The sequence below is a fragment of the Parafrankia sp. FMc2 genome, assembly GCF_041008525.1.
Taxonomy (GTDB): Bacteria; Actinomycetota; Actinomycetes; order Frankiales; family Frankiaceae; genus Parafrankia.
Genome location: NZ_JBFLUG010000015.1, coordinates 1 through 23,403, shown reverse-complemented (window position 1 = coordinate 23,403; position 23,403 = coordinate 1). Strand labels below are relative to the sequence as shown.

Genomic DNA, 23,403 nt, shown 5'->3' with positions numbered 1-23,403 from the left:
CCGCCTTCTCCAGGAACGGATGACTCTCACGCGCGCCTCGTCTCTCGGGAAAAGTCGGCCTGGTTCGGCCGGCTGTTTCCCGGTCATCCCCCCGTTTGTGAATGACCGTGCGCACGAGAAACTAATATCCGTCCTATTTCAGATCAATATCTCCCCGCGCGGGGCTACCCCAAGGTGCCATCATGGTCGCGGGGTGTGTAGGCCGCCGGGGCGGACCGGCGCCCGACCCGGGCATTGTCTCCGCGGAGGTCGGGACGCCGTCGCTCTGAGTATATAAACGATCACAACTCTGCTGGGTTGCTGAACTGCCAACCGCTGTCAGGGCAGGACTGCGACGAACTTCCAGTCGAGCACGTCACGGTCGGGGTCTCCGTCGGCGCGCACGCGCGAGCGGAGGCTGACGAGACCGCCGCCGGCGGCCAGCGGTGCCAGCTCGTCGACGGTGATCTCGCTGCGCAGGGTGTCACCTTCGTACACCGGGCCCACGTGGTCGCACCCATGCCAGCCGGCGACCGTCACCAGCGCTGGCAGGGCCCGCGTGACCTGCGTGAACGCCAGTCCGATGGTGTGACCGCCGTAGACCAGCCGGCGTCCGCCGCCGGCGGCGCTGTCGTGGTGGACCTGCGCGATGTTGAGGGTGAGCCTGGCCAGTTCCGGCGCGCTCGACACGACGTCCCCGCCGCCGACGAGCCAGCTCTGCCCGGCCTTCAGGTCGGCGAAGCGGGCGCCCTCGGTGGCGGCGGCGAAGCGGGCGAGGTCCCAGCCGTCGACGACGGCGGCAAGCTCCGCCGGGGCTGGCGGGGCGCCGACGGACTCGACGTCGTCACGGTGGCCGGTCGCCCGCTCCGGGTCACGCAGCGGCAGCATCGCGCAGCGCCAGAAGTCCAGGACCGGACGTCCGTGCTGGTCGACGGTGGTGATCCGGAGCACCGCGAGGCCGGTGGGCCGCCGGCCGGGCCGCACGCTGTTCTGCCGCAGTGCGACGACCTCGGTGGACGTCCGCAGGGTGTCGCCGATCGCCGGGGTGCGGCGGAAGACCAGGCCCCGGTAGAAGAGGTTGGCCTTGACGTGATGGGTGACGACGGTGGACTGGCCGATGGCGACGTCCCAGACGACGTTCGGCGGCGCGAGCGCGGCGCCGCCGGTGACCTCGGCGCACAGCGCGGTGTCCAGGGCGAGCGCGAGCCGGCCGCCGACGATGGAACGGTGGACGTCGGCCAGGCCCGGCGTGAGCGTCACCCCCGGCGCGGACCGGAACGTCTGCCCGACGGCCAGCTCGTCGAAGTAGGGGCCCTCGGCGACAGCTCCGATCGTCATCCGCGCGCTCCCGCCGACTCGCCCGACTCGCCCGACTCGCTCGACCCGTCTGACCGGCTCGGCTCGTCCGACCCTGTCGTGGGCCGGCCGATCACGCCGCTGTCGACCAGCCGCCCGATCTCGGCGTCGCCGAGCCCGAGGACCTCGGCCAGGACGGGCACGGTGTGCTCGCCGAGGCGGGGAGCGGCACCGGGGGCACCGTACCGGCCGTTCCACCGCATCGGCGAGCGTGCGGTGATGGCGGTGACCGGACCGGTCGCCTGGTCCTGGGTGGGCAGCTCGACGTCCGCGAGCACGGGGAGGGGGTTCGCGGCGTGGGCGGCGACGACGTCGACCATGCCCCGGTACCGGCCCCACAGCACCCGGGCGGCGTCGAGCTCGCCCGCGACCTGGGGGTAGTCGCGGGCGGCGAACCAGGGGCGCAGCACCGCGGCGATGGTCTCGCGCAGCCGGTAGCGGTCGGCCTCCTGGGTGAGGTCGGCGTCCAGGGCGGTCTCCAGCGCGGCGAACACCTCGCCGGTCTTGGTCACCGAGCAGAGCGCCGCCCACTGGCCCTCGGTGAGCGCGACGACCATCACCCGGTTGCCGTCGCTGCAGGTGAAGTCGACACCGAAGCTGCCGTAGACGTGGTTGCCATGCCGCGGCCGCTCCACCCCACGGGCGGCGGCCTCGGACAGCCAGCCCATGTTCGCGACGCCGGCCAGCGCCACGTCGGAGAGGGCCAGCTCGATGAACGCGCCGGCGCCGGTGCGGTCACGGTCGCGCAGCGCGGCGAGGACGGCGGTCGACACGCTCATACCGGTGATGTAGTCCCAGGCCGGCAGCACGTGGTTGACCGGCGCGCCGCCCTCCTCGCGGCCGGTGATCCCGGGCAGGCCGACCTCGGCGTTGACCGTGTAGTCGACGGCAGGCCGGCCGTCCGGATAGCCCTGGACCCGGACGTGGATCAGGTCCGCCCGGCGCTCGGCGAGGGCGCCGTGCGCCATCCAGCGCCGCCCGACGACATTGTCGACGAGCACGCCCTGCTCCGGGCCCGGCGCGGTGATCAGAGCCGCCACCAGTTCCTTGCCCGCGGGGGAGCGCATGTCGATCGCGACGGAGCGTTTCGCCTTGTTGAGGGACGTCCAGTAGTAGCTCTCGCCGGTCGGGGCGACGGGCCAGCGCTGGTGGTCACTGCCGCCGCCGACCGGGTCGATCCTGATCACGTCGGCGCCGAGCTGGGCGAGGGTCATCCCGCCGGTGGGTCCGGCGACGAAGCTCGCGCACTCGACCACCCGCAGGCCCGCGAGAGGCCGGGCCACCTCGGGCGTCGTCACGGCCATCTCGGGCGTCGTCACGACGCCCGCCCGGCGGTGGGGGCGGGCGCGTTGCGCCAGATCGCTCCCCGGTCGGCCTCGATGTCCATGCGGGCACCGCCATCCTGCTCGAAGGAATCCGCTGACCCGCACGGCTCGACGCTGAGCGTTATTGTTCGCCGACGCAGGGTGATATTTTCGTTTCCCTCTTTGTTCCTATCAGAATTCAGGTGATGGCATAACTATCTTGCCGGCCCTCGAAAGGGCCGGTGCCGGCCGCGACCGGCGGCAGCCCCGTCGCCGGCACACCGGAAACCGAGGGTCAGGAGACGCCCGCACCCGCCCCCGAGCGAGCCGCGGCGGTCGACGTCGGACGCTGGCCGGGGACGACGGCACCTGCCGGCCGCGCCGCCCGTCCGGGGATGGCCAGTGCGAGCAGGCAGGCGGCCAGCGCGGCACCCGCGCCGATCAGGAACCCGACCCGCATGCCGGTGAGCGAGGGCACGGTGCTCGCGCCGAACGAGATCGTCATGTTGGCCAGGACCACGCCGATCACCGCACTGGCGGTGGACGTCCCGATCGAGCGCATCAGGGTGTTGAGGCCGTTGGCGGCCGCGCCTTCGGACGCCGACGCCGACGTCATGATCAGGGTCGGCATCGCCGCGTAGGCGAGACCGACGCCGGTGCTGATCACCGCGGTGACGATGAGCAGGCCCCACGGCGTGCCGAGCAGGCCCTGTGCCAGCAGGTAGCCCACCGTGATCACCGCGGAGCCGGCGATGAGGGCCGTCCTCGGCCCGCGGGCGGCGATCAGCCGGCCGGCGACCGGCGACATGGCCATCATCACCAGGCCGCCGGGAGCCATCCACAGGCCGGTGGCGACCAGCGACTGGCCGAGGCCGTGCCCGGTCGACCGGGGCAGCTGCAGCAGCTGCGGACTGATCAGCGACATCGCGTACATCGCGAAGCCCAGCACCGTCGACGCGATGTTCGTCAGGAGCACCGGGCGCCGGCTGGACGTCCGCAGGTCCACCAGGGGAGCGGCGGTGCGGGTCTCCCACCAGCCCCAGGCCAGCAGGACCAGGACGGCGCCCACGAACAGCCCCAGAGTGGTGGCGCTCGCCCAGCCCCAGGCCGCGCCCTTCGTCACCGCGAGCAGCAGGGCCACCAGGCCGGCGGAGAGCGCCACCGCGCCGGGCAGATCGAAGGTGCCCATCCCCCGGACGGGGGATTCCGGCACGACCACGGTGATGAGGACGACGAGGGCGCCGGCCGCGACCAGGGACCCCCAGAACAGCACGTGCCAGTCGAAGTTCTGCGCCACGACCGCCGCGATCGGCAGGCCCAGCGCCCCGCCGATGCCCAGCGAGGAGCTCATCAGGGCCATCGCCGGAATGAGCCGTTTGGGGGGCAGCAGGTCCCGCATGATGCTGATGCCCAGCGGGATGATCGGCAGGCCGAGGCCCTGCAGGGCGCGCCCGGCGACGATCGGCACCAGCGAGCTGCTCAGCGCGCAGATCAGCGACCCGGCGGCGAGGCAGTAGGCGGCGACGAGCAGCATCCGCCGCTTGCCGAAGAGATCACCGAGACGCCCGAACACCGGGTTGGCGACGGCGCCGGTCAGCAGGGTCGCGGTGATGGCCCAGGAGGCGTCCGCGGCACTGCTGCCCAGCAGTCGGGGCAGTACCGGGATCAGCGGGACCATCAGGGTCTGCATCAGCGCGACGACGACGCCCGCCGAGGCCAGGACGGCGATGACCACTTCGACGCGACGCGCCCCGCCCTCGGTGGCCCCGCCCGCGGAGCCTGCGTCGGGAGCCGGCCGGGAGCTGCCGGGGACTTCGCTGGACACCATGTGCACCCCACAGTTAGCTGTATCGTACAACTATATGTATCACGCACATCGGGGAACCTCTGTGCACGGCCGGTGGGTCGTTGGTCACACCAGGCCCCGAGGCGTCCGACTGTCGGTCCCGAGTTGTGCCGTGGTCGGCCGAGTGGCGGTTCTGACCCGGAATCTGGCCTGTATTCCCAGGTCATACGTATCCATGCGCACTGGGGCGCAATGGCTACTATCCTGCGGCATCAACTGAATCATCGGAAAGCGTGACCTGTTGTTGGCGATGGGCGTCTCGACGGGCGTGGCTCGCCACGGTCCGCGACGGCATGGATGTCGTTCGCGTCAGCAAAGGGGATCTCATGCGTAAACACGGACTCGCCGGACCGTTAGGCCTGGCAGCCGCGCTGGCCGTGGCTGCCGTGACGAGCTGCTCCACCCCCGGCGCCGGTGCCGAGGCGAACATCGCCTGCGACACGCCCGGTGTCACCGCCGATCACGTGAACCTGGGGTTCGTCTTCTCCAACTCGGGCGTCGGCAGCGAGGCGCTCTCGTCCGCCCGCTCCGGGGTGGACGCGCGGCTGGGCCTGGCCAATGCCAACGGGGGCGTCCACGGCCGCACCGTCGTCTACGACTGGCGGGACGACGGCTCCTCGTCCACGGCGAACGAACGCATGACGACCGACCTCGTCCAGCAGCAGTCGGTCTTCGGGCTGCTCATGGTGTCGTCCGCGACCGGCGGTTCGCCGGAGCGGCTGGCGCGGGAGGGCATACCGGTCGTCGGGCTCCCACAGACCGACTTCGCGAAGTACCCGAACTGGTTCTCGCAGCTCTACGACGCGTCACCGGAGATCATTGGTCGGTACCTGACCCTCCGGGGCAGCTCGAAGGTCGCGATCGTGACGACCGGTTCGGCGCAGTTCGTCCAGGATTTCGCCCGCCGTTACGCGGCCGCGTTCCAGGAGGTCGGACTGCCGACGGCCGAGATCATCCCCTTCGCGTCCGGCAGCGACAGCCCGCGCCAGATCGCGCGGCGGATCGCCGCGAGCGGCGCGGACTCGCTGGTCGGGTTCACCACACTGGACGACTTCGCGCAGGTCTCGCAGGCCGTCCGTGAGTCCCGGGTGGAGCTGGCCGCGAGTGTCTCCCTCAGTGGCTACGACCGCAGCACGCTGAGCCGCCTCGGGGAACAGCTCATCGGCGTGTCCTTCCCTGTGTACTTCCACCCGTTCGAGGGCGGCGGCCCGGCGATCGAGACCTACCGTGAGGCGATGGGCCGGTTCGCGCCGGAGACCGGGCAGCCCGATCAGCAGTTCGCGATGTACGGCTACATCTACGCCGACATGTTCCTGCGCGGTCTCGAGCTTGCCGGCGACTGCCCCACGCGGGAGTCCTTCATCAGCTCCCTGCGCAACGTGCCCGACTACGACGCGGGCGGCCTGATCGAGCCGATCGACCTGCGCACCAACGCCACCACCCCGCTCCCGTGCAGCGCGTTCGTCGAGATCGACCCGACCGGCACGGCGTTCGCCGTCGCGCAGGAGCAGCTCTGCGTCGACGGCGCGACCTGATCGGCGCACCTGCCTCGGTGCGCTGCCCCGATGGTGGCATTGTTCCCCACCGGTCCTGATCCGACGTCGATCGCCGCGGCGTGCCCGCAGGTGTCGTTGACCGGCACCCGCGGGCCCTGGCGTGCGCCGGAACGGGAAGTCGGCGTGCCGTGGGTTTGACGGATCCAGACGCCTGCCCACATAGTGAGGAGTCCTCATTATGAGGGTCCGGTACTTTTCGGGCCCGGTGAACAACCGCTGTGTGGGTCTGCCGCACCGCAGCGGGATCGGCAGGAGACCGTATGGGCGACACCCGCCGCCGTGGGGCCGACCAGCGTGTTGTCGTCGCCGCGCTCTTCGTCGCGACGATGTTCATCACGATCATGGACAGCACGATCGTGAACGTGGCGCTTCCGTCCATCGCGCGCGACCTCGGGGTCGCGTCCGATTCGGTCGACGAGATCGTGATCAGCTATCTGGTCAGTCTCGCCGTGGTGATCCCGGCCTCGGGCTGGCTGGCCGACAGGTTCGGCACCCGCCGGGTGTTCCTGACCGCTCTCGCGGTCTTCACCGCTGCCTCCGCGCTGTGCGCGCTCGCCGACAGTCTCAGCCAGCTGGTGGCGTTCCGCATCCTGCAGGGGGCTGGCGGCGGGCTGCTCACCCCGGTCGGCATGGCGATGCTCTTCCACGTCTACCCGCCGGCCGACCGGGCCCGCGCCGCGCGCATCCTCGTCGTCCCGACGATCATCGCCCCGGCCGTCGGCCCGGTCCTCGGCGGGGTGCTCGCCGACCAGGCCTCCTGACACTGGGTGTTCCTGGTCAACCTCCCGATCGGCGCGACCGCGTTCATCGTCGGCGCCCTCTTCCTGATCGATCGCCAGGGGACGCCCACCGGCCGCTTCGACGCGGTCGGTTTCGTGCTCTCCGCGGTCGGATTCGCGCTGGTCCTATACGCCCTGTCCGTCGGGCCGGCGAAGGGGTGAATGCTGCTGCCTGCTGGCCGCCAGTTAGCGCCAGAGAGCGCCGTATGATGAAAGGGTGAATCTCAAGGACTGGGCTGCGGCGAACGGGGTCGGGTACTCGACCGCCCGTCAGTGGTTCCTTGAGGGCAGGCTGCCCGTGCCCGCGCGCAGGGTCGGCGGGCTGATCCTGGTCGACGAGCCGGCCCGGCCGGCGGCGGTGGAGACGGTCGCGGTGTACGCCCGGGTCTCGTCCGCCGACCAGCGATCGGATCTTGACCGGCAGGTCGCGCGGGTCACCATGTGGGCGGCTGGGCAGGGCCTGCCGGTCGGCCGGGTCGTGACCGAGGTCGGCTCCGCGCTGAACGGGTACCGCCGGAAGTTCCTCGCCCTGCTGCGCGACCCGGCCGTGACCACGATCGTCGTCGAGCACCGGGACCGGTTCGCCCGGTTCGGCGCCGAGTACGTCGAGGCCGCGCTCGCCGCGAACGGCCGGCGCCTGCTGGTCGTCGACCCCGCCGAGGTCGATGACGACCTCGTCCGGGACATCACCGAGATCCTCACGTCGATGTGCGCTCGGCTCTACGGCCGCCGGGCCGCCGCGAACCGCGCCCGGCGCGCGGTCGCTGCCGCGACCGAGGCTGCCGAATGAAGACGACGCAGGCGTTCCGGTTCGCGCTCGACCCGAACGACGTCCAGCGTGCCGGCCTGCGCCGCCACGCCGGGGCGGCCCGGTTCGTCTACAACTGGGGCCTGGGCTTCGTGAAGGCCGCGCTCGCGCAGCGCGACGCGGAGCAGAGCTACGGCCTGGCCGGTGAGGCGCTGACCGTGGTGCCGTGGACGCTGCCCGCGCTGCGGCTGCGCTGGAACCAGGTGAAGAACGACGTCGCGCCGTGGTGGGGCGAGTGTTCGAAGGAGGCGTTCTCCGCCGGACTCGACCAGTTGGCCCGCGCGTTGAAGAACTTCTCCGACTCGAAGAACGGGAAGCGCAGGGGACGGCGGGTCGGTTTCCCCCGGTTCAAGAAGCGAGGGAAGGCTCGCGACTCCTTCCGGTACACGACCGGCGCCTACGGCCCAGCCGGCGACCTGCACGTCAGGCTACCCCGGATCGGCCGCGTCAAGGTCCACGAACCGATGGGAGCGCTCACCGGCCGGTTGGCCGACGGGCGGGGACGGCTGCTCGGCGCGACCGGGTCCCGCACGGCGGGCCGCTGGTTCGTGTCGTTCACCGTCGAGGCCGAACGGGAGGTTCCCGAAGCGCCGTCACCACGGCAGCGGGCCGGCGGGCCAATCGGTGTCGATGCCGGCGTGAAGCACCTCGCGGTCCTCTCGACCGGCGAGCAGGTCGACAACCCGAAACCACTCGCCCGCTCCCAGCGGAAGCTACGGAAGGCGTCCCGGGCCTACTCCCGGTCGAAGCCGGGCAGCGCCGGCCGCCGGCAACGCGCCGCCCGGCTCGGAAAGATCCACGCGCACGTCGCGAACCAGCGACGCGACGGCCTGAACAAGCTCACCACCCGGCTCGCCACGAACCACGACGTGGTCGTCGTCGAGGACCTGCACGTCGCCGGCATGGTCCGCAACCGGCGCCTCGCCCGCGCCGTCGCCGACACCGGGATGGCCGAAATCCGCCGCCAACTCGACTACAAGACCCGGTGGTACGGCTCACGGCTGCACATCGCGGACCGCTGGTACCCAAGCTCGAGGACCTGCTCCGGCTGCGGCTGGCGAAACCCAAGCCTGACGCTGTCGGACCGCACGTTCCACTGCCAGTCCTGCCACCTGGTGATCGACCGCGACACCAACGCGGCGGTCAACCTGCGCAACCTCGTCGCCGCCAGTACATCGGAGACGCACAACGCCCGTGGAGCCGACCATAAGACCCCGCTCGCGGGGCCGGTGGCTGTGAAGCGGGAACCGGGCACGGCCGCGGCCGGTCAGACCCGGGGTGCCCCACCGCAAGGTGAGGCGGCATGACCAGCGCTATCCAGCACTGTCATGCAACGGTTTCTACGTGGCCGCGGTGCTGGCCGTGCTCGGGCTCGCCGTCGCCGTCCGCGTCAGCGACGCCGACGCGATCGTCACGATGCGCCGGGTTGGCGCCCCACCCCGCGGCGCCAACCCGGATTCCGACAACGGGCCGGTCAGCGAGGGCTCCTGAGCACCCGCCGCCGGCCCGCCGTCATCCACCGGTCCGGGTGCCGGCCGCCTGGACGTCGCCCACCGCCACCGGGTCGCCGGCCGTCGGACTGCCGGCCGTCGGACTGCCGGGAACCGGGCTGCCGGCCGTCGGACTGCCGGGAACCGGGCTGTCGGCCGTCGGGCTGCCGGGCACCGGGCCGCCGACGATCTGGCCGCTGGCCGGCGTTCCGTGGGAGGCCACGCCGGCCAGCGTGTGCAGGCCGGCGCGGATGCGCTGCAGCGACATCTCCCGCGCGGTCATGAGGTAGTCGACGACGTCCGCCCGTAGCGCGGTGAACAGGACGTGCGCCAGGTAGTCGGCGTCATCCTCCGGGCGGGCCACCGTGAGGCGCCGGGTCAGCTCGGCGATCCAGTACCGGCTGGACGCGTTGGCGTAGTAGACGTTCGGTCCGCGGTTCTCCAGCGCCCGGATCAACGTGCGGTTGCCGACCACGAAATCGAGCAGCGCGTCGAGGTAGGCGCGGGTGGCCTCCGCGGGTGAGCCACCGGGGCCCAGCGGTGGCGCACCGTGCTCGACCCGCTGGCTCAGCGCGTTCACCCGCGGCATCAGCACAGCCTCGATCAGCGCCGTGCGATCACCGAACCGCCGGAAGACGGTGCCCTTCCCGACCCCCGCGGCCTCGGCGATGTCGCTCATCGACACGCTCTCGGCGCCGTCCCGATCGAACAGCGCCGCCGCCGCCGCCAGGATCGCCGCGCGGTTCCGGGCTGCGTCGACGCGCTCCTGCCCATCCATCCGCGGGCCTCCTCCACCTGGTCTGCTGCCTGCGCGGCGTCCGCGAGCCACGCCTTCCGTGCGGCTGTGTACCCGTACGGTAACGAATGGTCCCTGGTCGGCCCGCCGCTCGACGGTGCCTGGCGACGCCGGCACGCCGGTGGTCGGGGCTGCCCCGTCCGGTCCAGGCACTGACACCGCGAACGGAGATATTTTGCCAGGAGTTCGCTTTCGACGCCCAGGCGCCGGGTGACGAAGTGGTGACCATCGGTGCTGTGGGCGGGTCGCGTCGTGGGTGCTGCCTACGGGCGGCCGCGGTCCATCCCGGACCGTGTACCCGCCTGTCGACCGTGGCGCGGCCCGGGCAAGCGCTGGGCGGGGGCGCCGTGTGGGGCGTTCCGGCGCCCCCTCGTTCCTGCCTGGACCGGACCCCGTTCCGTGCACGGAACGGGGTCCGGTCCTCCAGATCGGCGCGCGGTGAACTGTGGATATCGGGGCAGTGACGGTGCCGCATTGTCTTCGTATTCGGGATCAGCGTCGGCCCAGCCGGAAGGGAATATGGCCCGGGGTCCGGGTCGGCCGGCCCGGGGCTGCCCGGTCGTCGGCACAGCTCAGCCGGCGGGTGCGCGGAGGAATCCATGACCAAACGTCCCATGCCGCCGGAGAAAGGAAATCCATGGCTGCGGTTCGGAACCTCTCCCGGCGCGCCGTCGGCCCCTCGTACTGCTCGGACAGCTGGTTCCGCTGGTCCGACGGTCGGCGCTGCGGGACTGGCTCTTCGACGTGGCACGCGGTCGTGGCTGTCGTCCCGGTGTATGCGATCCGGTTTCGACGGGACCTTCTCCGCGGCTTTCCTGGACTTCCAGTTCTACTTTCCGTTCCTGGCCCATGCGAACACCCGCATCGCCCTGCGGCGGCTCGGCTCGGTTTTCGTCACCCCCGCGTCCCATCGCTGGCATCACGCGCTGGAACCGGCGGCCGTCAACCGCAGCTGCGGTGCGGTGCTGTGCGTATGAAACTGGCTTTTCCGCACCGCGCATCTCCCGGCGGTGATGCCTGCCCGCCGGGGGATCGGGCCGGGCAGGAACTGCCGGCGAGTTGGCTCGGCCAGCTCGCCGCCCCTTCCGTCCGCGTGCGGGGGCCGTGACGCACCTCGAGCCGAGCCCCGGACGTGACAGGTCACACATGGGTCACGCGCGGCGGCCAGCCGGTCTGGTCCAGGTGAGCCACCACCCGCCGACTCCACGCGTTCGCGCGCCGTCCGCGTGGCTCGGGCGGTCCCGGAGCTCCTTTTCCTGGCTCGGCGAGATGAGACAGCTGCCCTGGTGAGGTGGGGTGAGTCGGCTCCGCTCGGTGCCGGTGGCGTTCCCATGAGCGAGCGTGTGCGGGCGGGTACCCGCAATACTGCGTCCGTGACTCGGACGACGCGCGAGCAGACGGACAGCACACTTCCCGGCGGCCAGGACACCACCCCGGCCGTCGCTCCGGCAGCCACCCCGAACGCGACGGTGTCGGTGGCCGCGAACGGGGACACGACCGCCTCGGCGACCGGGCCGGCGGCCGCGGCCGCAGCGGCGGCCTCGGCGGCGAAGGCGACGACGACGGCGAGCAGCGCGCCGGCAGACGGGAACGGGGAGGTGGCCGCGCGGCGCTGGGGGATGACGATCCCGCTGCCGGGGGTGCCGCTGCCGGAGCTGCCGACGTGGTGCGGGCGCCTCGCGGACCTCGGGTTCACCGACGTCTGGTCCTCCGAGGCGACAGCGACCGACGGCATCATCCCGCTGGCGCTCGCGGCCGCCGAGCCGCGGCTGCGGCTGGGCAGCGCGATCCTCCCGGTGTACACCCGGGGCCCGGCACTGCTCGCCCAGACCGCGGCGACGCTGGCGGCCGCCGCTCCGGGCCGGTTCGTCCTCGGCCTGGGCACCTCGTCGAACGTGATCGTCTCGAACTGGAACTCCGTCCCGTTCACCCGTCCCTATCAGCGGGTGCTGGACACCGTCCGGTTCCTGCGCCGGGCGTTTGCCGGCGAGAAGATCAACGAAGAGTACGCCTCCTTCACGGTGCGCGGTTTCCGGCTCGGCGTCGCCCCGCCGGCCCCGCCGAAGATCATGGTGGCGGCGCTGCGGCCACGGATGCTGGCGCTCGCCGGCCGCGAGGCCGATGGCGTCATCCTCAACTGGCTCTCGCCGGACGACTGCGACACCGTCCTCCCGCACGTGCGCGAGCACGGCCCGGACGCCGAGGTGATCGCCCGGATCTTCGTGTACGTCCATGACGGTGACCGGGAGCGGGCCCGTCCGGCGTTGCGGCAGCTGGTAGCCGCCTACCTCACGGTGCCGGTGTACCGGCAGTTCCACGTCTGGCTCGGCCGCGAGGCGGCCCTGGCGGGCATGTGGGCGGCCTGGGAGGCCGGGGACCGCAAGGGTGCGCTGGCCGCCATCCCGGACGAGGTCGTCGACGACCTGATCGTGCACGGGACGGCGGAGCAGTGCCGGGCCAGCCTCCAGCGGTACGTCGACCACGGGATCACCACGCCCGTGCTCGCGCTCATGAACAGCGGCCCGGACGTCGCGGACGCCGTGGCCGCCCTCGCCGCGCCCTGAGCCCTGCCCCTGAGCCCTGCCTCTGAGCCCTGCCTCTGAGCTCCGCCCTGAGCCCGGCGCCGTCGGGCGGAGCCGGTCAGGCCTCGACGGGGTGGTTGGCACGAACGACGTCCCCGGGGTCGAACGCGGCCTTCACCTGGCGGAGCCGCTCGTACGTCCCGGTGCCGAACAGGTCCGCACCGGGGCGGCGCCGCTCGGTGAAGTTCAGGTAGGACCCGCCGGTCGACCACGGCAGCATCCGGTACTGGACGGCGGTCACCGCGGAACGCACCGCCGCGCCGGACGCCGCATCGGGTGTGAAACCGGCTGCGAACAGGGCGAAGGTGGCGTCGAGGGAGTCCACCGCGCCGCCGCCGGTGGCCCGGCCCGGCGCGAGTGCGCCGCCCAGGTGCCGCAGCTCCAGCGACAGCAGGGCCTCGTGGGCAGAGCGCACAAAGGAGACCACGCCTGCCGGCGACAGGTCGTGCAGCAGCATGCCGTCGCCGTGGCAGGGGACCGGCCCGTCCGGATCCATGTGCAGGAGCCCGAGGTCGGTGACGGGGATGACGGCGAACGTGTCCAGAGCCGGACCGAGCGCCCGCAGCGGGGCGAGCAGCTCGTCGGCCTGTGCCACCGGCAGCTGACAGGCCGCCTCCACCGCCACGTACGACTGCCCGGACAGGTGCGGTGGCAGCACGGGCAACGGCGGGAAGCGCAGGATGCGCCCGACCGACGTCACCTCGTCCGGCACCGACGGCAGCCAGGAGTGCCAGGCCCGCAGCACCTCCTCGGCCCGCTCCAGCGGGAAGAACAGCACGCCGGCGTAGATGTCGGTGATCGGATAGAGGCGGAACTCCAGCGCTGTCACCACGCCGAAGCTGCCACCACCGCCGCGCAGCGCCCAGAACAGTTCGGGGTCGTGCGCGGCGTCGACCCGCCGGAGCCGCCCGTCGCCGGTGACGACCTCGATCGCGGTGACGCTGTTGGCCGCCAGGCCGAGGGAGCGGCCGAGCCAGCTCAGGCCGCCCCCGAGGGTGTAGCCGACGACGCCGACGTCGGGGGCGGAGCCGGCCAGGGCCGCCAGGCCGTGCTTGGCCGCCGCACCGGTGACGTCCATCCACTGGGCGCCGGCGTCGACGCGCGCGATGCGGGCCTCGGCATCGATGTGCACCGAGCGCAGGGCGGACGTCCGCAGCAGCAGTGTCCCCGCCAGATCGCCCAGCGGGGCGGCGTTGTGCCCGGTGGCCTGGGGCGCTACCCGCAGTCCCAGCTCGGCGGCGGCGCGGATGGTGGCCACGATGTCGCGGGTGGACAAGGCGGTCACGACCGCGGTCGGCCGCTGGTCCACGGCGAGGTGCCAGGGCCGGCGGACGTTGTCCCACTCGGGATCTCCGGGGAGGAACAGGGTGCCGTCAAGGTCGGTAGTGAGCTGGTCGAGCCCCTGGGCGACGAGGTCGGTGGACATGCTGTGCTCCTGTTCGGGTGGTGGTCGCGCGGCGCCAGCCGGTTCTGCTGACGGGACCAAGACTCGGCGCGGGCGGCCGGCGGCACGATCCCCCGGCGAGGGGTGGCCGGCCCGGCCCGCATCCCCCGTTCGGCGGAGCGGATCAGGCCTGGACCCCCACAAACGAGGGGTTGCCGGAGCGCACGGGCGGCGCGAGACTCGAAGTCGATCAACGGGGGGACGGGCACCATGGACGCTGCGACAGTCGAGCGGCACATCACCGCGCTGGAGAGATCCTGCGCCCAGGTGGAAAGCAGCCAGGACCTGTTCGTCGAGGTCTCCACGCGGCTGCGGCAGATCCTGCCGTTCGACTCCGCGGGCTGGTTCGCGACCGACCCCGCGACCGTGCTGGGAACGCTGCCGCTCCGGGTGGAGAACATCGAGACCGCGCACTGCGCCTCCTACTGGGAACGCGAGTGCCGGGTCGAGGACGTGCTGCTGTTCCGGGACGTCGCCCGCTCCAGGACGGGAGTCGGGACCCTGTACCGGGCCACGGATGACCAGCCGGCGCGCAGCGCCCGCTGGCGGGAGTTCCTCGACCCGCAGGGTCTCGGTGACGAGCTGCGGGCGGCCTTCCGGACAGGCGGGGCCACCTGGGGCGTGGTCGATCTTCTCCGGGATCGCGGGCGGCCGTCGTTCACCGCCACGGACATCCGGATCATGAGCGTGGTAGCCCCGGCGGTCGCCGCCGCCCTGCGCGGCTTCGCCATTCACGAGCGGCCCCGCCAGCCGGCCTACCAGCCCAGCCACCAGGCCGACCCCGGCCAGCACTCCGCGCCCGGCCAGCACTCCGCGCCCGGCCAGCGCCCCGCGCCCGGCCACGACGTCGGCCGTTCCATCGCCAGCGGCCCGGGGACGGCGCTGTACGACGACGCCGGCAACCTGCTCTCGCTGGACGAACAGGCCGAGCTCCTGTTTGCCGAGCTCGCCGGCGCGGCCTGGCACGCGCGGCCCGTGATGATGACCCCGGTGCAGGCGGTGCTCGCGCGGGCCGCCGCCGTCGCCGCCGGCCGGGAGCGGGGGCCGGCGTCCTCCCGACTGCGCGCGGCCTCCGGCCGCTGGCTCGCGCTGCACGCATCCTGCCTGCGCGGCCCCGACGGCAGGCCCGGCCCGACCGCGCTGACCATCGAGCCGGCGAAGTCGTCACAGATCGCGCCGATCATCGTGGAGGCCTACCGGCTGACGGCGCGGGAACAGGAGATCACCCGGGCGATCGCGCGTGGCCTGTCGAACCCGGAGATCGCCGCCGAGCTCTTCCTGTCCCCCCACACGGTCCGGGACCATCTCAAAACAATCTTCGCGAAGGTGGGCGTGGGCAGCCGCGGCGAACTGATCGCCAAGCTGTTCGCCGAGCACTACGGGCCGGTACTGCAGGCCCCGAACGCCCCGGTCACCCACGTGGAGTACTGAGCCCAGGCCGCCGCCCGCCGCCCGGCCAGCCTCCGCCGGCCAGCCGCTGCGCGGTCAGCCCTTCCCGGCGGTCCCGATCGCGGTGACGAGGCGCTGTGCGACGTCGACGATCTCGTGGCCCGGGGCCGTCGCGAGGATCTCGGCCGTCAGGGTGACGTCCTTGGCGAGCGTGGGCCCGGCGGGCGTCCCGGCGAGGGCGGCCAGCGAGCCGGCGCGCAGCCGCACCCCGGAGCCGACACAGGACGAACTGCTCGTCAGCAGGACCGACGCGAGGCCCTCCGGGTCGACACCGAGGGAGCGCCCGGCCACCATCGCCTGGTCCGCGAGCGCGATCTGGGCGGCGAGCAGCGTGTTGTTGATGAGTTTCGCGGCCGAGGCCGTGCCGACCGCGCCGAGGTGCACCACGTGGTTCGAGAACGCCGCCAGCAGCTCGGTGACGTCGGCGAGGGCACCGGCGTCGCCTCCGATCATGACGGTCAGCTCGCCGGCGAGGGCGCGCGGAGCGCCGCCGCTCACCGGGGCGTCGAGAACGCGTAGGCCAGCCTCGTCGGCCCGGGCGGCGATGGCGCGGATCTGCGGGGGCGAGACGGTGCTGTGCACGAGCACGACAGTGCCGGGGCGGGCGGTGGCGGAGATGCCGTCGGCGCCGAAGAGGACCTCCTCGACGCCGGCCGCGTCGAACACGCAGATGCCGGCCGCGTCGACCCGCGCCCCGAGGGCCGCCGGGCTCGGGGAGACGGTGGCCTCCGTACCGGCGAACGGCGCCAGCGTGGCTTCCCGGCGGGCGTACAGAGCGAGCTCATGGCCCGCGGACAGGAGCCGCTGTGCCATCGGCAGGCCCATGCTGCCCAGACCGATGAATCCGACCTTCATCCCGATCTCCCCTGTTGGTCTCGTCCTGGAAGGAGCCGCCTCGACCGATCAGTCCAGGTATCGCCCAGGTATCAGCCCAGGTCGAGGGGCGTCGGGACGTACCTCACGGGCGCGCGCCCCGGCGTCAGGACGAGCTCGGTACCCGGCTCGCCGGTCCGCAGCAGCTCCACGATCGCCGCGCCCACGTCGTCCGAGGTCAGCATGGGGATTCCCGCGGCCTGGAACCGCTCGCGCCCCGGAGCGGTCAGCGGGGTGTCGACCAGCCCGGGGCAGACCGCGCCGAGGCGGATCCCCTCCCGCGCGAGCGGCCCGGACAGCGCCCGGACCAGGCCGATGACGGCGTGCTTGGTCATCGTGTAGATCGGGTCCTGCTCGACGCCCCGCAGCGCCGCGTGGGAGGCGGTGACCACGATCGAGCCGCGGCCGTGGCGGCGCATCACCGGGAGCGCCGCGCGCAGCCCGTACACCACGGAGTGCTGGTTGACCCCGACGACCGCCTGGTAGCGGCCGAGGTCCATGGTCGCCGGATCCTTGTCCACCGAGTTGTGCCCGGCGTTGAGAACCAGCAGGTCCAGCCGGTCACCGGCGGCGGCGACCATCCGCAGCGAGAGGTCGGGGTCGGTCAGGTCACCGACGAGCGCCTCGCCGCCGAGGGAGGCGGCGACATCCGTCACCGCCGGATTGCGGTCGACGAGAAGACAGTGCGTCCCGTCGGCCGCCAGCTGGCGCGCGACCGACTCCCCGATGCCGCCCGCGGCGCCTGTGACGATCGCGACCTCGCTCATCCAACCGTCTCCCGCCTGGCGGTCCGCATGCATCCCTCAGGGCACGTTAGCGGGACGTCCGGTGACAGGTGCGGCCCGAGCGGGTCGAACGCCGCGGGGGCGGGTGGCTACGGCTTACGGGCGACGCCGCTGTACATGTAGACCTGCCGATCGCCCAGCGCGGCCGCCTCCGCGTCGGGGCGCCAGCGGTGGGCGAGCACGACACCCGGGTCGAGCAGGTCCAGGCCCCTGAAGAAGCCTTCGACGGTGCCCCGGTCCCGTGCGGTCAGTGGAATGCCGCTGGCCCGGTAGGCAGCCACACCGGCGTTCACCTCGTCGGGGGTGAAGTCCGCCGTGGTGGTGGTGAGCGCCAGCATGCTGCCCGGTGGGAGCGGCTTCATGAGCTGGTCGATGACGGTCTGCACGACGCCGTCGTCGGGAATGAAGTGCACGATCGCGATCAGGCTCAGTGCGACGGGCCGGCGCAGATCAAAGGTGTCCCGCAGCTGTGCGGACTCCAGGATGGCGCCCGGGTCGGTGAAGTCGGCGTCCAGATAGGCCGTGCGGCCCTCGGGGGCGCTGGTGAGCAGGGCTCGGGCGTGCACCAGCACGATGGGTACCACCCCTGGGTTGCACATGCCTACGCTTGAGGCTCCCATACCGAGGCAGGTCGTCGGACAGCGAGGTCGCCGCAGCACAGCCTGCGTTTGCCACGATTCACCCTGCGGATCAAAAGACGGTCGGTGGTTCATCCGCTGATGTCCACCGACGTCCGTCCGCGCAGGTCGCCAGGCCTACCCCTATCTGTCTCTCGGCGTGAGCTGGTGCCCGTTCCTCGACAGTGATCCCTGTGGGATAATTGATCCGTAGACGGAGGATATTTGTGGTCGAGCATCGCAGGCGGTTCACGCCTGAGTACAAGGACGAGGCGGTGAAGCTCGTCATCGATTCGGGTCGGCCGATCTCCGCGGCCGCGAAGGACCTCGGTCTCAACGAAGGTACTTTCGGCGGCTGGGTCGCGACCTGGCGGCGCGCGCACTGCGAAGGCCGTTCCCCACTGGTGTGCCCAACCTGAGGGGCGAGGCCGTTCGGGTGCCGGGTTGCCGTCGGGTCCCTGCTGGGGTGAGGCGTTCGTGGATACGGCCTCAAGACGCGGGGGCATGACGATGCCTTCGTAGAGCAGGTCTTCCCGCGGTTCAGGCCGTGGCGAGGCGTGGCGGCGGGCCTGTGGAACCGGCCGGGTATTCCTCCAGGGGGACCAGGTTCCGCTTCCAGGCGGACAGGACCGGATCGAGGACGCGCCAGGCTTCCTCTGCCTCGTCGCCGCGGATGGACAGCGCGGGATCACCTCTGAGAACGTCCAGCAGCAGGCGGCTGTAGGCGGGAAGCGCGGGGGCGTCCATCCCGGCGGTCAGTGAGAGCTGCGTGAAGGTCTCCGCGTGCGAGCCCGTGGCGGTGATGTCGAAGCTCATGCTCTCGGGTTCCAGTCCGAAACGCAGTACGTTGGGGCGAACGTCCTTGTCCTGGCCGAACGGCAGGTGAGGCACGGGGCGGAAGCGTACTGCGACCTCCTTGCGGTCCGCTCCGAGGGCCTTCCCGCTGCGTAGCCGGAACTTGGTGCCTGCCCAGCGCCAGTTGTCCAGTTCCAGCTCGATCTCGGCGTATGTCTCGGTCCGGCGTCGCGCATCGACGCCCGGCTCCTCGATGTAGGCCGGCACTTCACGGCCGTCGCACCGGCCGGACGAGTAGCGGGCACGCCGCGTACGGTGCACGACGTCGGAGTCGGTCAGAGGCCGCACCGACCTCAGCACGTCCACCTTCCGGTCGCGCAGGTCGCGCTCGCCGAGTGTGATCGGCGATTCCATGGCGACCAGACACAGCAGTTGCAGCAGGTGGTTTTGCGCCATGTCTTTGAGTGCGCCCACGTGGTCGTAGTAGCCGGCGCGCCCTTCCAGGGCGAGGGTTTCGTCCCAGAGGATGTCGATCTCGGCGATGTGCGTGCTGTTCCAGATGGGTTCGAGTACCCGGTTGGCGAGCCTGCTGCCGAGCACGTTCTGAACCGTGGTCATGGCCAGGAAGTGGTCGACCCGGAAGACCGATTTCTCCGGGACGAGGTCGGTGAGCAGCCGGTTCAGTTCCTGTGCGTCGGCCAGGTTTTCGCCAAACGGCTTTTCCAGGACGATGCGGCTGCCGGGGGGAAGTCCCGCCTCGTGAAGGGCCATCACCGTGGCGGGGAAGAGCGCGGGCGGTAGGGCGAGATAGGCTGCGACAGGGTCTTCACCGGCCACGGCTGCTCTCACATCTGCCGGGTTCGTCACGTCGACCTTCCGGTAGTCCGCCGAAGCCGTGACGGCTCGTCTGGCGTCGGCCGGAAGACCACTACCGTGGTGCTTGAGGTGGGCGGTGACCCATTCCCGGTACTGCTCGCCGTCCCAGTCCTCGCGGCTGGCACCCATGAGTCTGAACCGGTCGTCGATGTGCCGCTGCGTGTGCAGAGCAGCCAATGCCGGCAGGAGGTAGCGGCCGGTGAGGTCACCGGTTGCTCCGAACACGACGAGTCGTCCGATCCTCATCAGTAACCGCCCTTCGTGCGTGCCAGGTTCACACCGCTGGCGATGATCCCGATGTGGCTGAAGGCCTGCGGGAAGTTGCCCATGAACGCTCCGGTGGCCGGGTCGATCTGCTCGGACAGCAGCCCCAGCGGGCTGGCCCGTGCGCACAGTGACGCGTACAGCTCCGCCGCCTCTTCGAGGCGCCCTTGGCCGATCAGGTTGTCCACCAGCCAGAAACTGCACAGGACGAAGGCTCCCTCGTCGCCCACCAGGCCGTCTGGGTGCTCGGCGTGCCGATAGCGGAAGAGCAGCCCGTTTCCCGCGGAGAGCCGTTCGGCAACGGCCCGTGTGGTCGCCACCATCCTCGGATGGTCGGCCGGGATGACATGGCGCAGCGACAGTCCCAGCAGGCTTGCGTCGACGACCCCTCCGCCGTCGAGGTACACGCTCAGCGTCTGCGCGTTCTCGTCCCAGGACTGCTGCAGGATAAGGTTGCGCAGTCGGTCCGCCGCACCGTACCAGCGGCCGGCGTCCGCGGGCAGGCCGAGCCGCTGCGCGATTGACGCCGCCCGGTCCAGGGCGACGTGGCACAGCCCGGCCGAGTAGGTGAACGGGCGGCCGGCACTGCGGATTTCCCAGATTCCCTGGTCCGGCCGGCGCCAGGCGTCCTGGGCGGTGTCGGCGAGGGCCGTAAGTCTGGTCCACATGGCGGGTTGGATCTCACCACCCCGCCGCGACCACTGGTCCGCACAGTCCAGGATCTCGCCGTACACGTCGTGCTGGCGCTGGTCGGCCGCGCCGTTGCCCCACCGTACGGGCGAGGATCCGGCGTAGCCCTCCAGCTCCGCGTCCTCGAACTCGTCCGGTACCGGGGCGCCGTCCAGGGTGTACATGATGCGGGGGCCGCGGCTGCGCTCGAACGCGTCCAGGACCCAGCCGAGGAAGGCGTCGGCCTCGCCGTGGAAGCCGATACGGCGCAGGGCGAAGACCGCGAATGACGCGTCGCGGATCCACGCGTAACGGTAGTCCCAGTTCCGGGTTCCTCCGATCGGCGCGGGCAGCGACGAAGTGGGGGCCGCGGCCAGCGAGCCGCTGGCCCAGTCGTCGCACATCTTCAAGGTGATCGCGGAGCGTCTGACGAGCGCTTCCTGCGGCCCTGCGTAGTCGAAGGCCCGCATCCAACGCCGCCATGCTGCTGTCGTCTCCTGCATCATGGCGTCGGGGTCGAAACGGTGGTGGCGGTGGAAGCGCCCCCAGGAGAGCACCAGGTCAAGGCGGTCACCCCGGCGCAGGTCGTATGTGGTCCGCAGACCGGTCAGGGGCCGGTTGGAGCGCAGGTGCAGTCTCAGGTCCGCTCTGCGGGCGGGCCGGATCTCCACCCCGCTGTACAGGGGCTGGGCCTGCCCGCCGCCACGCGGTTCCAGCTCCGCCACGAGACGGACCTCTCCGTCCAGAACGACCGCGGACCGGACGAGTTCGCCTCGGCTGGACGGGGCGTCGTCAAAGAGGTCGGCGCCTGAGCGCAGCACCAACGCGTCCGTGACACGTACCAGACCGGTGGCACTTCTCAATTCGGTCTGCAGCACGCCGCTGTCGGGCTCGTACCGTTGGCGCGCCTCGTGCAGATCCTCGGGTGCCACGGTGAAGTGTCCGCCTCGCCCGTGGTCCAGCAGGGCGCAGAACACGGCTTCGGAGTCGAACCGCGGCAGGCACATCCACGAGATGGCGCCGTCGAGACCGACGAGCGCGGCGGTCGTACCGTCCCCGACCAGGCCGTGGTCCTCAAGCGGCAGGTAACCGTCCCGCCTGTGAACCGGCCGGAACGGCAGATCGAAGTCCTGCATGCCGTATCGCCCCCCTGCCGGCGTCGCCGCCTTAAAGGTTGATCAGCACCCTGACGACGGGCCCCAGTTTCCTGCCCGACACCTCAAAGGTCCCTCATGTCCCGAAGGCCCTTTCCGCCCCATCGAAGGGAAATTGGTGCACTGTCATGCGAGTGGGGTCGAGGTGAGAGGAACTCGCCAGTTTCCCGTAATGCTTGTTATCATGCACGGCGCGCCAGCTTTCTCCTTTGAAATTGGAAACCGTTACGGAATCGATCTCGCAACCTTTGTCCACCTGCCGTGCAGAATTCGCTGAACGTCACTCTCCCACACGCCGGGCCGGGCCGCGAGCGGTCGTTATCGGCGGAGGGTGCGCGCAGAGGATCTGCCGCGCGACGTCACCCGCACCTCCCAATTTGCGCGTGCGGCACGTTTCCCTGAAGCTAGACCTGACAGGCCCACGCGCGCCGGCCGAGCGCGTCGCCCGCCACCGGCGAGCCTAAGGAGGAATCCGTGGCTGACCAGAACCAGAACACAGAACGCATCGTGGCTGGAGTGGACGGGTCGGACTCGTCGAAGCAGGCCCGGCACTGGTCCGTACGTCGGGCCGAGCTCACCAGCGGCACGGTGGAGGCACTGACTGCCGGGCTTCTTGGGTCTGCTCTTGGGATGGGTGGCCCAGCACTGCGTCCAGCAGGCCGTCTGCCCGGTGGTCGTGATCCGCGGCGATGGCCATGAACACCGTCAGCGAACGTCCGGAGCTTTCTTTCTGAGTCGCAGTAACGCTCGGCGTCGCGGCGAGAGAGCCCGGACCAGTCGGCGAGGAGTCAATTGCATGTCACCGATGCAGCGCACCGCGGGTGAGCTACGTAGCCAGGCATGGTGGGACAACGCGGGAAATCCGGCTCTTCGTAGTTGACCGGGGATCGTGATTGCCGAACTACTGGCCGTGACGTGTGGCCGTGACGGTGCGTAGCGGCGATCTGGTCCAGGAAGGGGGCGCACCCGCCACCTGGGATGATCGTTCTTGTCTAAGGAAAAGATCAACCGGGTGAGAACGGGTGCGTGTGTCCAAGGGTACGGGCTGTGTGCTGGGCGGGTTGCTGGGGCTGCCGGAAGGGTTGGCGGTCGAGCTGGTCGAGCAGGAGGCGGACGGGTCGTTCACGGTGCATGTGGTCACGGTGTCACCGTGTGGAACGTGCTGCCCGGGGTGCGGGACGGCGTCGGGGTGGGTGAAGGAGACCGTCGGGCACACCGTGCGCCACCTGGTGGTCGCGCCGGTGCGGGTGACGTGGCACAAGAAGCGGTTGACCTGTGGGAACACCGCTTGCCTGCGGGGTGGTTTCGTGGAGGACGTGCCGCTGGCGGCGCGGGGTGGGCGGATGTCGCTGGCCGGTCTGGCCACGGCGGGACATCTGGTCGGGGACTGGATGGTCCCGGTCAGCCGGGTCGCGGCTGTGCTCGGCGCGAGCTGGCACACCGTGCACGGCGGTTTCGTCTCGGTCGCCGAGACGGCCGGGATCGTGACCGGCGAGCAGGTCACGGACCCGGACGGGCAGGGCGAAGCGCCCCCCGCGGAGCCTGTCGAGTCGGGCTGTGAGGTGGAGCCCGCGGCCCGGGGGTCGGGCCGGTCGGTGTCGGGGCCGCTGCCGCCGGTGGCGGTCCTCGGGCTTGATGACCAGCGCCGTGGCCGTCCTCGCTGGCACCGCGACCCGGCCACCGGCCGGTCGGTCACCGACGCCGATCGCTGGCAGAGCGTGCTGATCGACTCGGCGGGTGGCCATGGCCTGCTCGGTGTCGTCGAGGGCCGCTCGGCCGGCCCGGTCGCGGCCTGGCTGCTGGCCCGGCCAGCGCTCTGGCGGGCCGGGATCGGAGCCGTCACGATCGACATGTCCACGACCTACCAGGCCGCCGCCCGCGTGGCCCTGCCCGACGCGATGATCGCGGTCGATCCGTTCCACGTCGCCCAGCTCGCGAACAGGACCGTCGGTGACGTCCGCCGCCGGGCGACCCACCGGCT

General features: G+C 71.4%; 19 protein-coding genes and 2 pseudogenes. 11 read left to right on the top strand and 10 right to left on the bottom strand.

Annotation, left to right across the window (positions count from 1 at the left end):
• Nucleotides 1–318 precede the first annotated feature (318 nt).
• The 3 genes from AB1460_RS08100 to AB1460_RS08090 all read right to left on the bottom strand — a co-directional run bounded on the left by AB1460_RS08100 (nucleotide 319) and on the right by AB1460_RS08090 (nucleotide 4,467).
• Entirely contained in the window at nucleotides 319–1,317 is a 999-nt protein-coding gene (locus AB1460_RS08100) for a MaoC family dehydratase (RefSeq protein ID WP_368960007.1), read from the bottom strand.
• Nucleotides 1,314–2,639, bottom strand: a complete 1,326-nt coding sequence (locus tag AB1460_RS08095) for a CoA transferase (RefSeq protein ID WP_368960090.1) — start codon at nucleotides 2,637–2,639, stop codon at nucleotides 1,314–1,316. Before AB1460_RS08095 ends, AB1460_RS08100 begins: the two co-directional genes overlap by 4 nt.
• A 295-nt stretch (nucleotides 2,640–2,934) precedes the next feature.
• A complete protein-coding gene (locus tag AB1460_RS08090; protein WP_368960005.1) occupies nucleotides 2,935–4,467 on the bottom strand; it encodes an MFS transporter in 1,533 nt (510 codons plus the stop codon).
• Nucleotides 4,468–4,811: 344 nt separating this feature from the next.
• Here AB1460_RS08090 and AB1460_RS08085 point away from each other — a divergent pair, with 344 nt between their 5' ends.
• The 6 genes from AB1460_RS08085 (at nucleotide 4,812) to AB1460_RS08060 (ending at nucleotide 9,119) form a co-directional block, all read left to right on the top strand.
• A complete protein-coding gene (locus AB1460_RS08085; protein ID WP_368960003.1) occupies nucleotides 4,812–6,020 on the top strand; it encodes an ABC transporter substrate-binding protein in 1,209 nt (402 codons plus the stop codon).
• 281 nt (nucleotides 6,021–6,301) lie between these two features.
• Nucleotides 6,302–6,802: an MFS transporter gene (locus tag AB1460_RS08080; protein WP_368960002.1), complete on the top strand. Its 501-nt coding sequence runs from the start codon at nucleotides 6,302–6,304 to the stop codon at nucleotides 6,800–6,802.
• A 6-nt stretch (nucleotides 6,803–6,808) separates the two neighbouring features.
• Nucleotides 6,809–6,982, top strand: a complete 174-nt coding sequence (locus AB1460_RS08075) for a hypothetical protein (RefSeq protein WP_368960001.1) — start codon at nucleotides 6,809–6,811, stop codon at nucleotides 6,980–6,982.
• A gap of 55 nt (nucleotides 6,983–7,037) precedes the next feature.
• A complete protein-coding gene (locus tag AB1460_RS08070; RefSeq protein ID WP_368960000.1) occupies nucleotides 7,038–7,610 on the top strand; it encodes an IS607 family transposase in 573 nt (190 codons plus the stop codon).
• The gene (gene tnpB / locus AB1460_RS08065) at nucleotides 7,607–8,935 is read left to right on the top strand and encodes an IS607 family element RNA-guided endonuclease TnpB (RefSeq protein ID WP_368959999.1); all 1,329 of its coding nucleotides are present in this window, start codon (nucleotides 7,607–7,609) and stop codon (nucleotides 8,933–8,935) included. Before AB1460_RS08070 ends, tnpB begins: the two co-directional genes overlap by 4 nt.
• Entirely contained in the window at nucleotides 8,922–9,119 is a 198-nt protein-coding gene (locus tag AB1460_RS08060) for a hypothetical protein (RefSeq protein ID WP_368959998.1), read from the top strand. The genes tnpB and AB1460_RS08060 overlap by 14 nt, the downstream gene beginning before the upstream one ends.
• A gap of 219 nt (nucleotides 9,120–9,338) precedes the next feature.
• Here AB1460_RS08060 and AB1460_RS08055 read toward each other — a convergent pair.
• Nucleotides 9,339–9,896: pseudogene (locus tag AB1460_RS08055) on the bottom strand (TetR/AcrR family transcriptional regulator); the annotation flags it as partial.
• A gap of 794 nt (nucleotides 9,897–10,690) precedes the next feature.
• On the opposite strand from AB1460_RS08055, the gene AB1460_RS08050 reads away from it, so the two are divergent.
• The gene (locus tag AB1460_RS08050; protein WP_368959997.1) at nucleotides 10,691–10,891 is read left to right on the top strand and encodes a hypothetical protein; all 201 of its coding nucleotides are present in this window, start codon (nucleotides 10,691–10,693) and stop codon (nucleotides 10,889–10,891) included.
• Between the two features lie 642 nt (nucleotides 10,892–11,533).
• Nucleotides 11,534–12,478, top strand: a complete 945-nt coding sequence (locus AB1460_RS08045) for an LLM class F420-dependent oxidoreductase (protein ID WP_368960088.1) — start codon at nucleotides 11,534–11,536, stop codon at nucleotides 12,476–12,478.
• 76 nt (nucleotides 12,479–12,554) lie between these two features.
• Here the strand turns inward: AB1460_RS08045 and AB1460_RS08040 are convergent, their stop codons facing one another.
• Nucleotides 12,555–13,922 carry an FAD-binding oxidoreductase gene (locus AB1460_RS08040; RefSeq protein WP_368959995.1) on the bottom strand — a complete coding sequence of 456 codons (1,368 nt, stop codon included), beginning with the start codon at nucleotides 13,920–13,922 and terminating at the stop codon, nucleotides 12,555–12,557.
• Between the two features lie 228 nt (nucleotides 13,923–14,150).
• On the opposite strand from AB1460_RS08040, the gene AB1460_RS08035 reads away from it, so the two are divergent.
• Nucleotides 14,151–15,371 (top strand): helix-turn-helix transcriptional regulator, encoded by a 1,221-nt coding sequence (locus AB1460_RS08035; protein ID WP_368959993.1) that lies wholly within the window; start codon nucleotides 14,151–14,153, stop codon nucleotides 15,369–15,371.
• Between the two features lie 54 nt (nucleotides 15,372–15,425).
• On the opposite strand, the gene AB1460_RS08030 is transcribed toward AB1460_RS08035, so the two are convergent.
• From AB1460_RS08030 to AB1460_RS08020, 3 genes are all read right to left on the bottom strand, one after another.
• Nucleotides 15,426–16,244 (bottom strand): NAD(P)-dependent oxidoreductase, encoded by an 819-nt coding sequence (locus AB1460_RS08030; protein WP_368959991.1) that lies wholly within the window; start codon nucleotides 16,242–16,244, stop codon nucleotides 15,426–15,428.
• Nucleotides 16,245–16,315: 71 nt separating this feature from the next.
• Nucleotides 16,316–17,029 (bottom strand): SDR family oxidoreductase, encoded by a 714-nt coding sequence (locus tag AB1460_RS08025; protein ID WP_368959989.1) that lies wholly within the window; start codon nucleotides 17,027–17,029, stop codon nucleotides 16,316–16,318.
• A 107-nt stretch (nucleotides 17,030–17,136) separates the two neighbouring features.
• Complete coding sequence (locus AB1460_RS08020) at nucleotides 17,137–17,646, bottom strand: SAM-dependent methyltransferase (RefSeq protein ID WP_368959987.1); 510 nt, start codon at nucleotides 17,644–17,646, stop codon at nucleotides 17,137–17,139.
• A 245-nt stretch (nucleotides 17,647–17,891) separates the two neighbouring features.
• On the opposite strand from AB1460_RS08020, the pseudogene AB1460_RS08015 reads away from it, so the two are divergent.
• Nucleotides 17,892–18,068: pseudogene (locus tag AB1460_RS08015) on the top strand (transposase); the annotation flags it as partial.
• Nucleotides 18,069–18,204: 136 nt separating this feature from the next.
• Here AB1460_RS08015 and AB1460_RS08010 read toward each other — a convergent pair.
• Both AB1460_RS08010 and AB1460_RS08005 read right to left on the bottom strand, forming a co-directional pair.
• Nucleotides 18,205–19,581, bottom strand: a complete 1,377-nt coding sequence (locus AB1460_RS08010; RefSeq protein ID WP_368959986.1) for a glucose-6-phosphate dehydrogenase — start codon at nucleotides 19,579–19,581, stop codon at nucleotides 18,205–18,207.
• On the bottom strand, nucleotides 19,581–21,404 hold the full coding sequence (locus AB1460_RS08005) for a glycoside hydrolase family 15 protein (RefSeq protein ID WP_368959984.1): 1,824 nt from the start codon (nucleotides 21,402–21,404) through the stop codon (nucleotides 19,581–19,583). Before AB1460_RS08005 ends, AB1460_RS08010 begins: the two co-directional genes overlap by 1 nt.
• A 1,040-nt stretch (nucleotides 21,405–22,444) precedes the next feature.
• On the opposite strand from AB1460_RS08005, the gene AB1460_RS08000 reads away from it, so the two are divergent.
• The coding region (locus AB1460_RS08000) for a transposase (RefSeq protein ID WP_368959983.1) at nucleotides 22,445–23,403 on the top strand (959 nt) is incomplete at its 3' end.

Coding starts and splice junctions, on each gene's coding strand:
- AB1460_RS08100 (WP_368960007.1), bottom strand. CDS start 1,317: ATGACGATCGGAGCTGTCGCCGAGGGCCCCTACTTCGACGAGCTGGCC.
- AB1460_RS08095 (WP_368960090.1), bottom strand. CDS start 2,639: ATGGCCGTGACGACGCCCGAGGTGGCCCGGCCTCTCGCGGGCCTGCGG.
- AB1460_RS08090 (WP_368960005.1), bottom strand. CDS start 4,467: ATGGTGTCCAGCGAAGTCCCCGGCAGCTCCCGGCCGGCTCCCGACGCA.
- AB1460_RS08085 (WP_368960003.1), top strand. CDS start 4,812: ATGCGTAAACACGGACTCGCCGGACCGTTAGGCCTGGCAGCCGCGCTG.
- AB1460_RS08080 (WP_368960002.1), top strand. CDS start 6,302: ATGGGCGACACCCGCCGCCGTGGGGCCGACCAGCGTGTTGTCGTCGCC.
- tnpB (WP_368959999.1), top strand. CDS start 7,607: ATGAAGACGACGCAGGCGTTCCGGTTCGCGCTCGACCCGAACGACGTC.
- AB1460_RS08050 (WP_368959997.1), top strand. CDS start 10,691: ATGCGATCCGGTTTCGACGGGACCTTCTCCGCGGCTTTCCTGGACTTC.
- AB1460_RS08045 (WP_368960088.1), top strand. CDS start 11,534: ATGACGATCCCGCTGCCGGGGGTGCCGCTGCCGGAGCTGCCGACGTGG.
- AB1460_RS08040 (WP_368959995.1), bottom strand. CDS start 13,922: ATGTCCACCGACCTCGTCGCCCAGGGGCTCGACCAGCTCACTACCGAC.
- AB1460_RS08035 (WP_368959993.1), top strand. CDS start 14,151: ATGGACGCTGCGACAGTCGAGCGGCACATCACCGCGCTGGAGAGATCC.
- AB1460_RS08030 (WP_368959991.1), bottom strand. CDS start 16,244: ATGAAGGTCGGATTCATCGGTCTGGGCAGCATGGGCCTGCCGATGGCA.
- AB1460_RS08025 (WP_368959989.1), bottom strand. CDS start 17,029: ATGAGCGAGGTCGCGATCGTCACAGGCGCCGCGGGCGGCATCGGGGAG.
- AB1460_RS08020 (WP_368959987.1), bottom strand. CDS start 17,646: ATGTGCAACCCAGGGGTGGTACCCATCGTGCTGGTGCACGCCCGAGCC.
- AB1460_RS08010 (WP_368959986.1), bottom strand. CDS start 19,581: ATGAGGATCGGACGACTCGTCGTGTTCGGAGCAACCGGTGACCTCACC.
- AB1460_RS08005 (WP_368959984.1), bottom strand. CDS start 21,404: ATGCAGGACTTCGATCTGCCGTTCCGGCCGGTTCACAGGCGGGACGGT.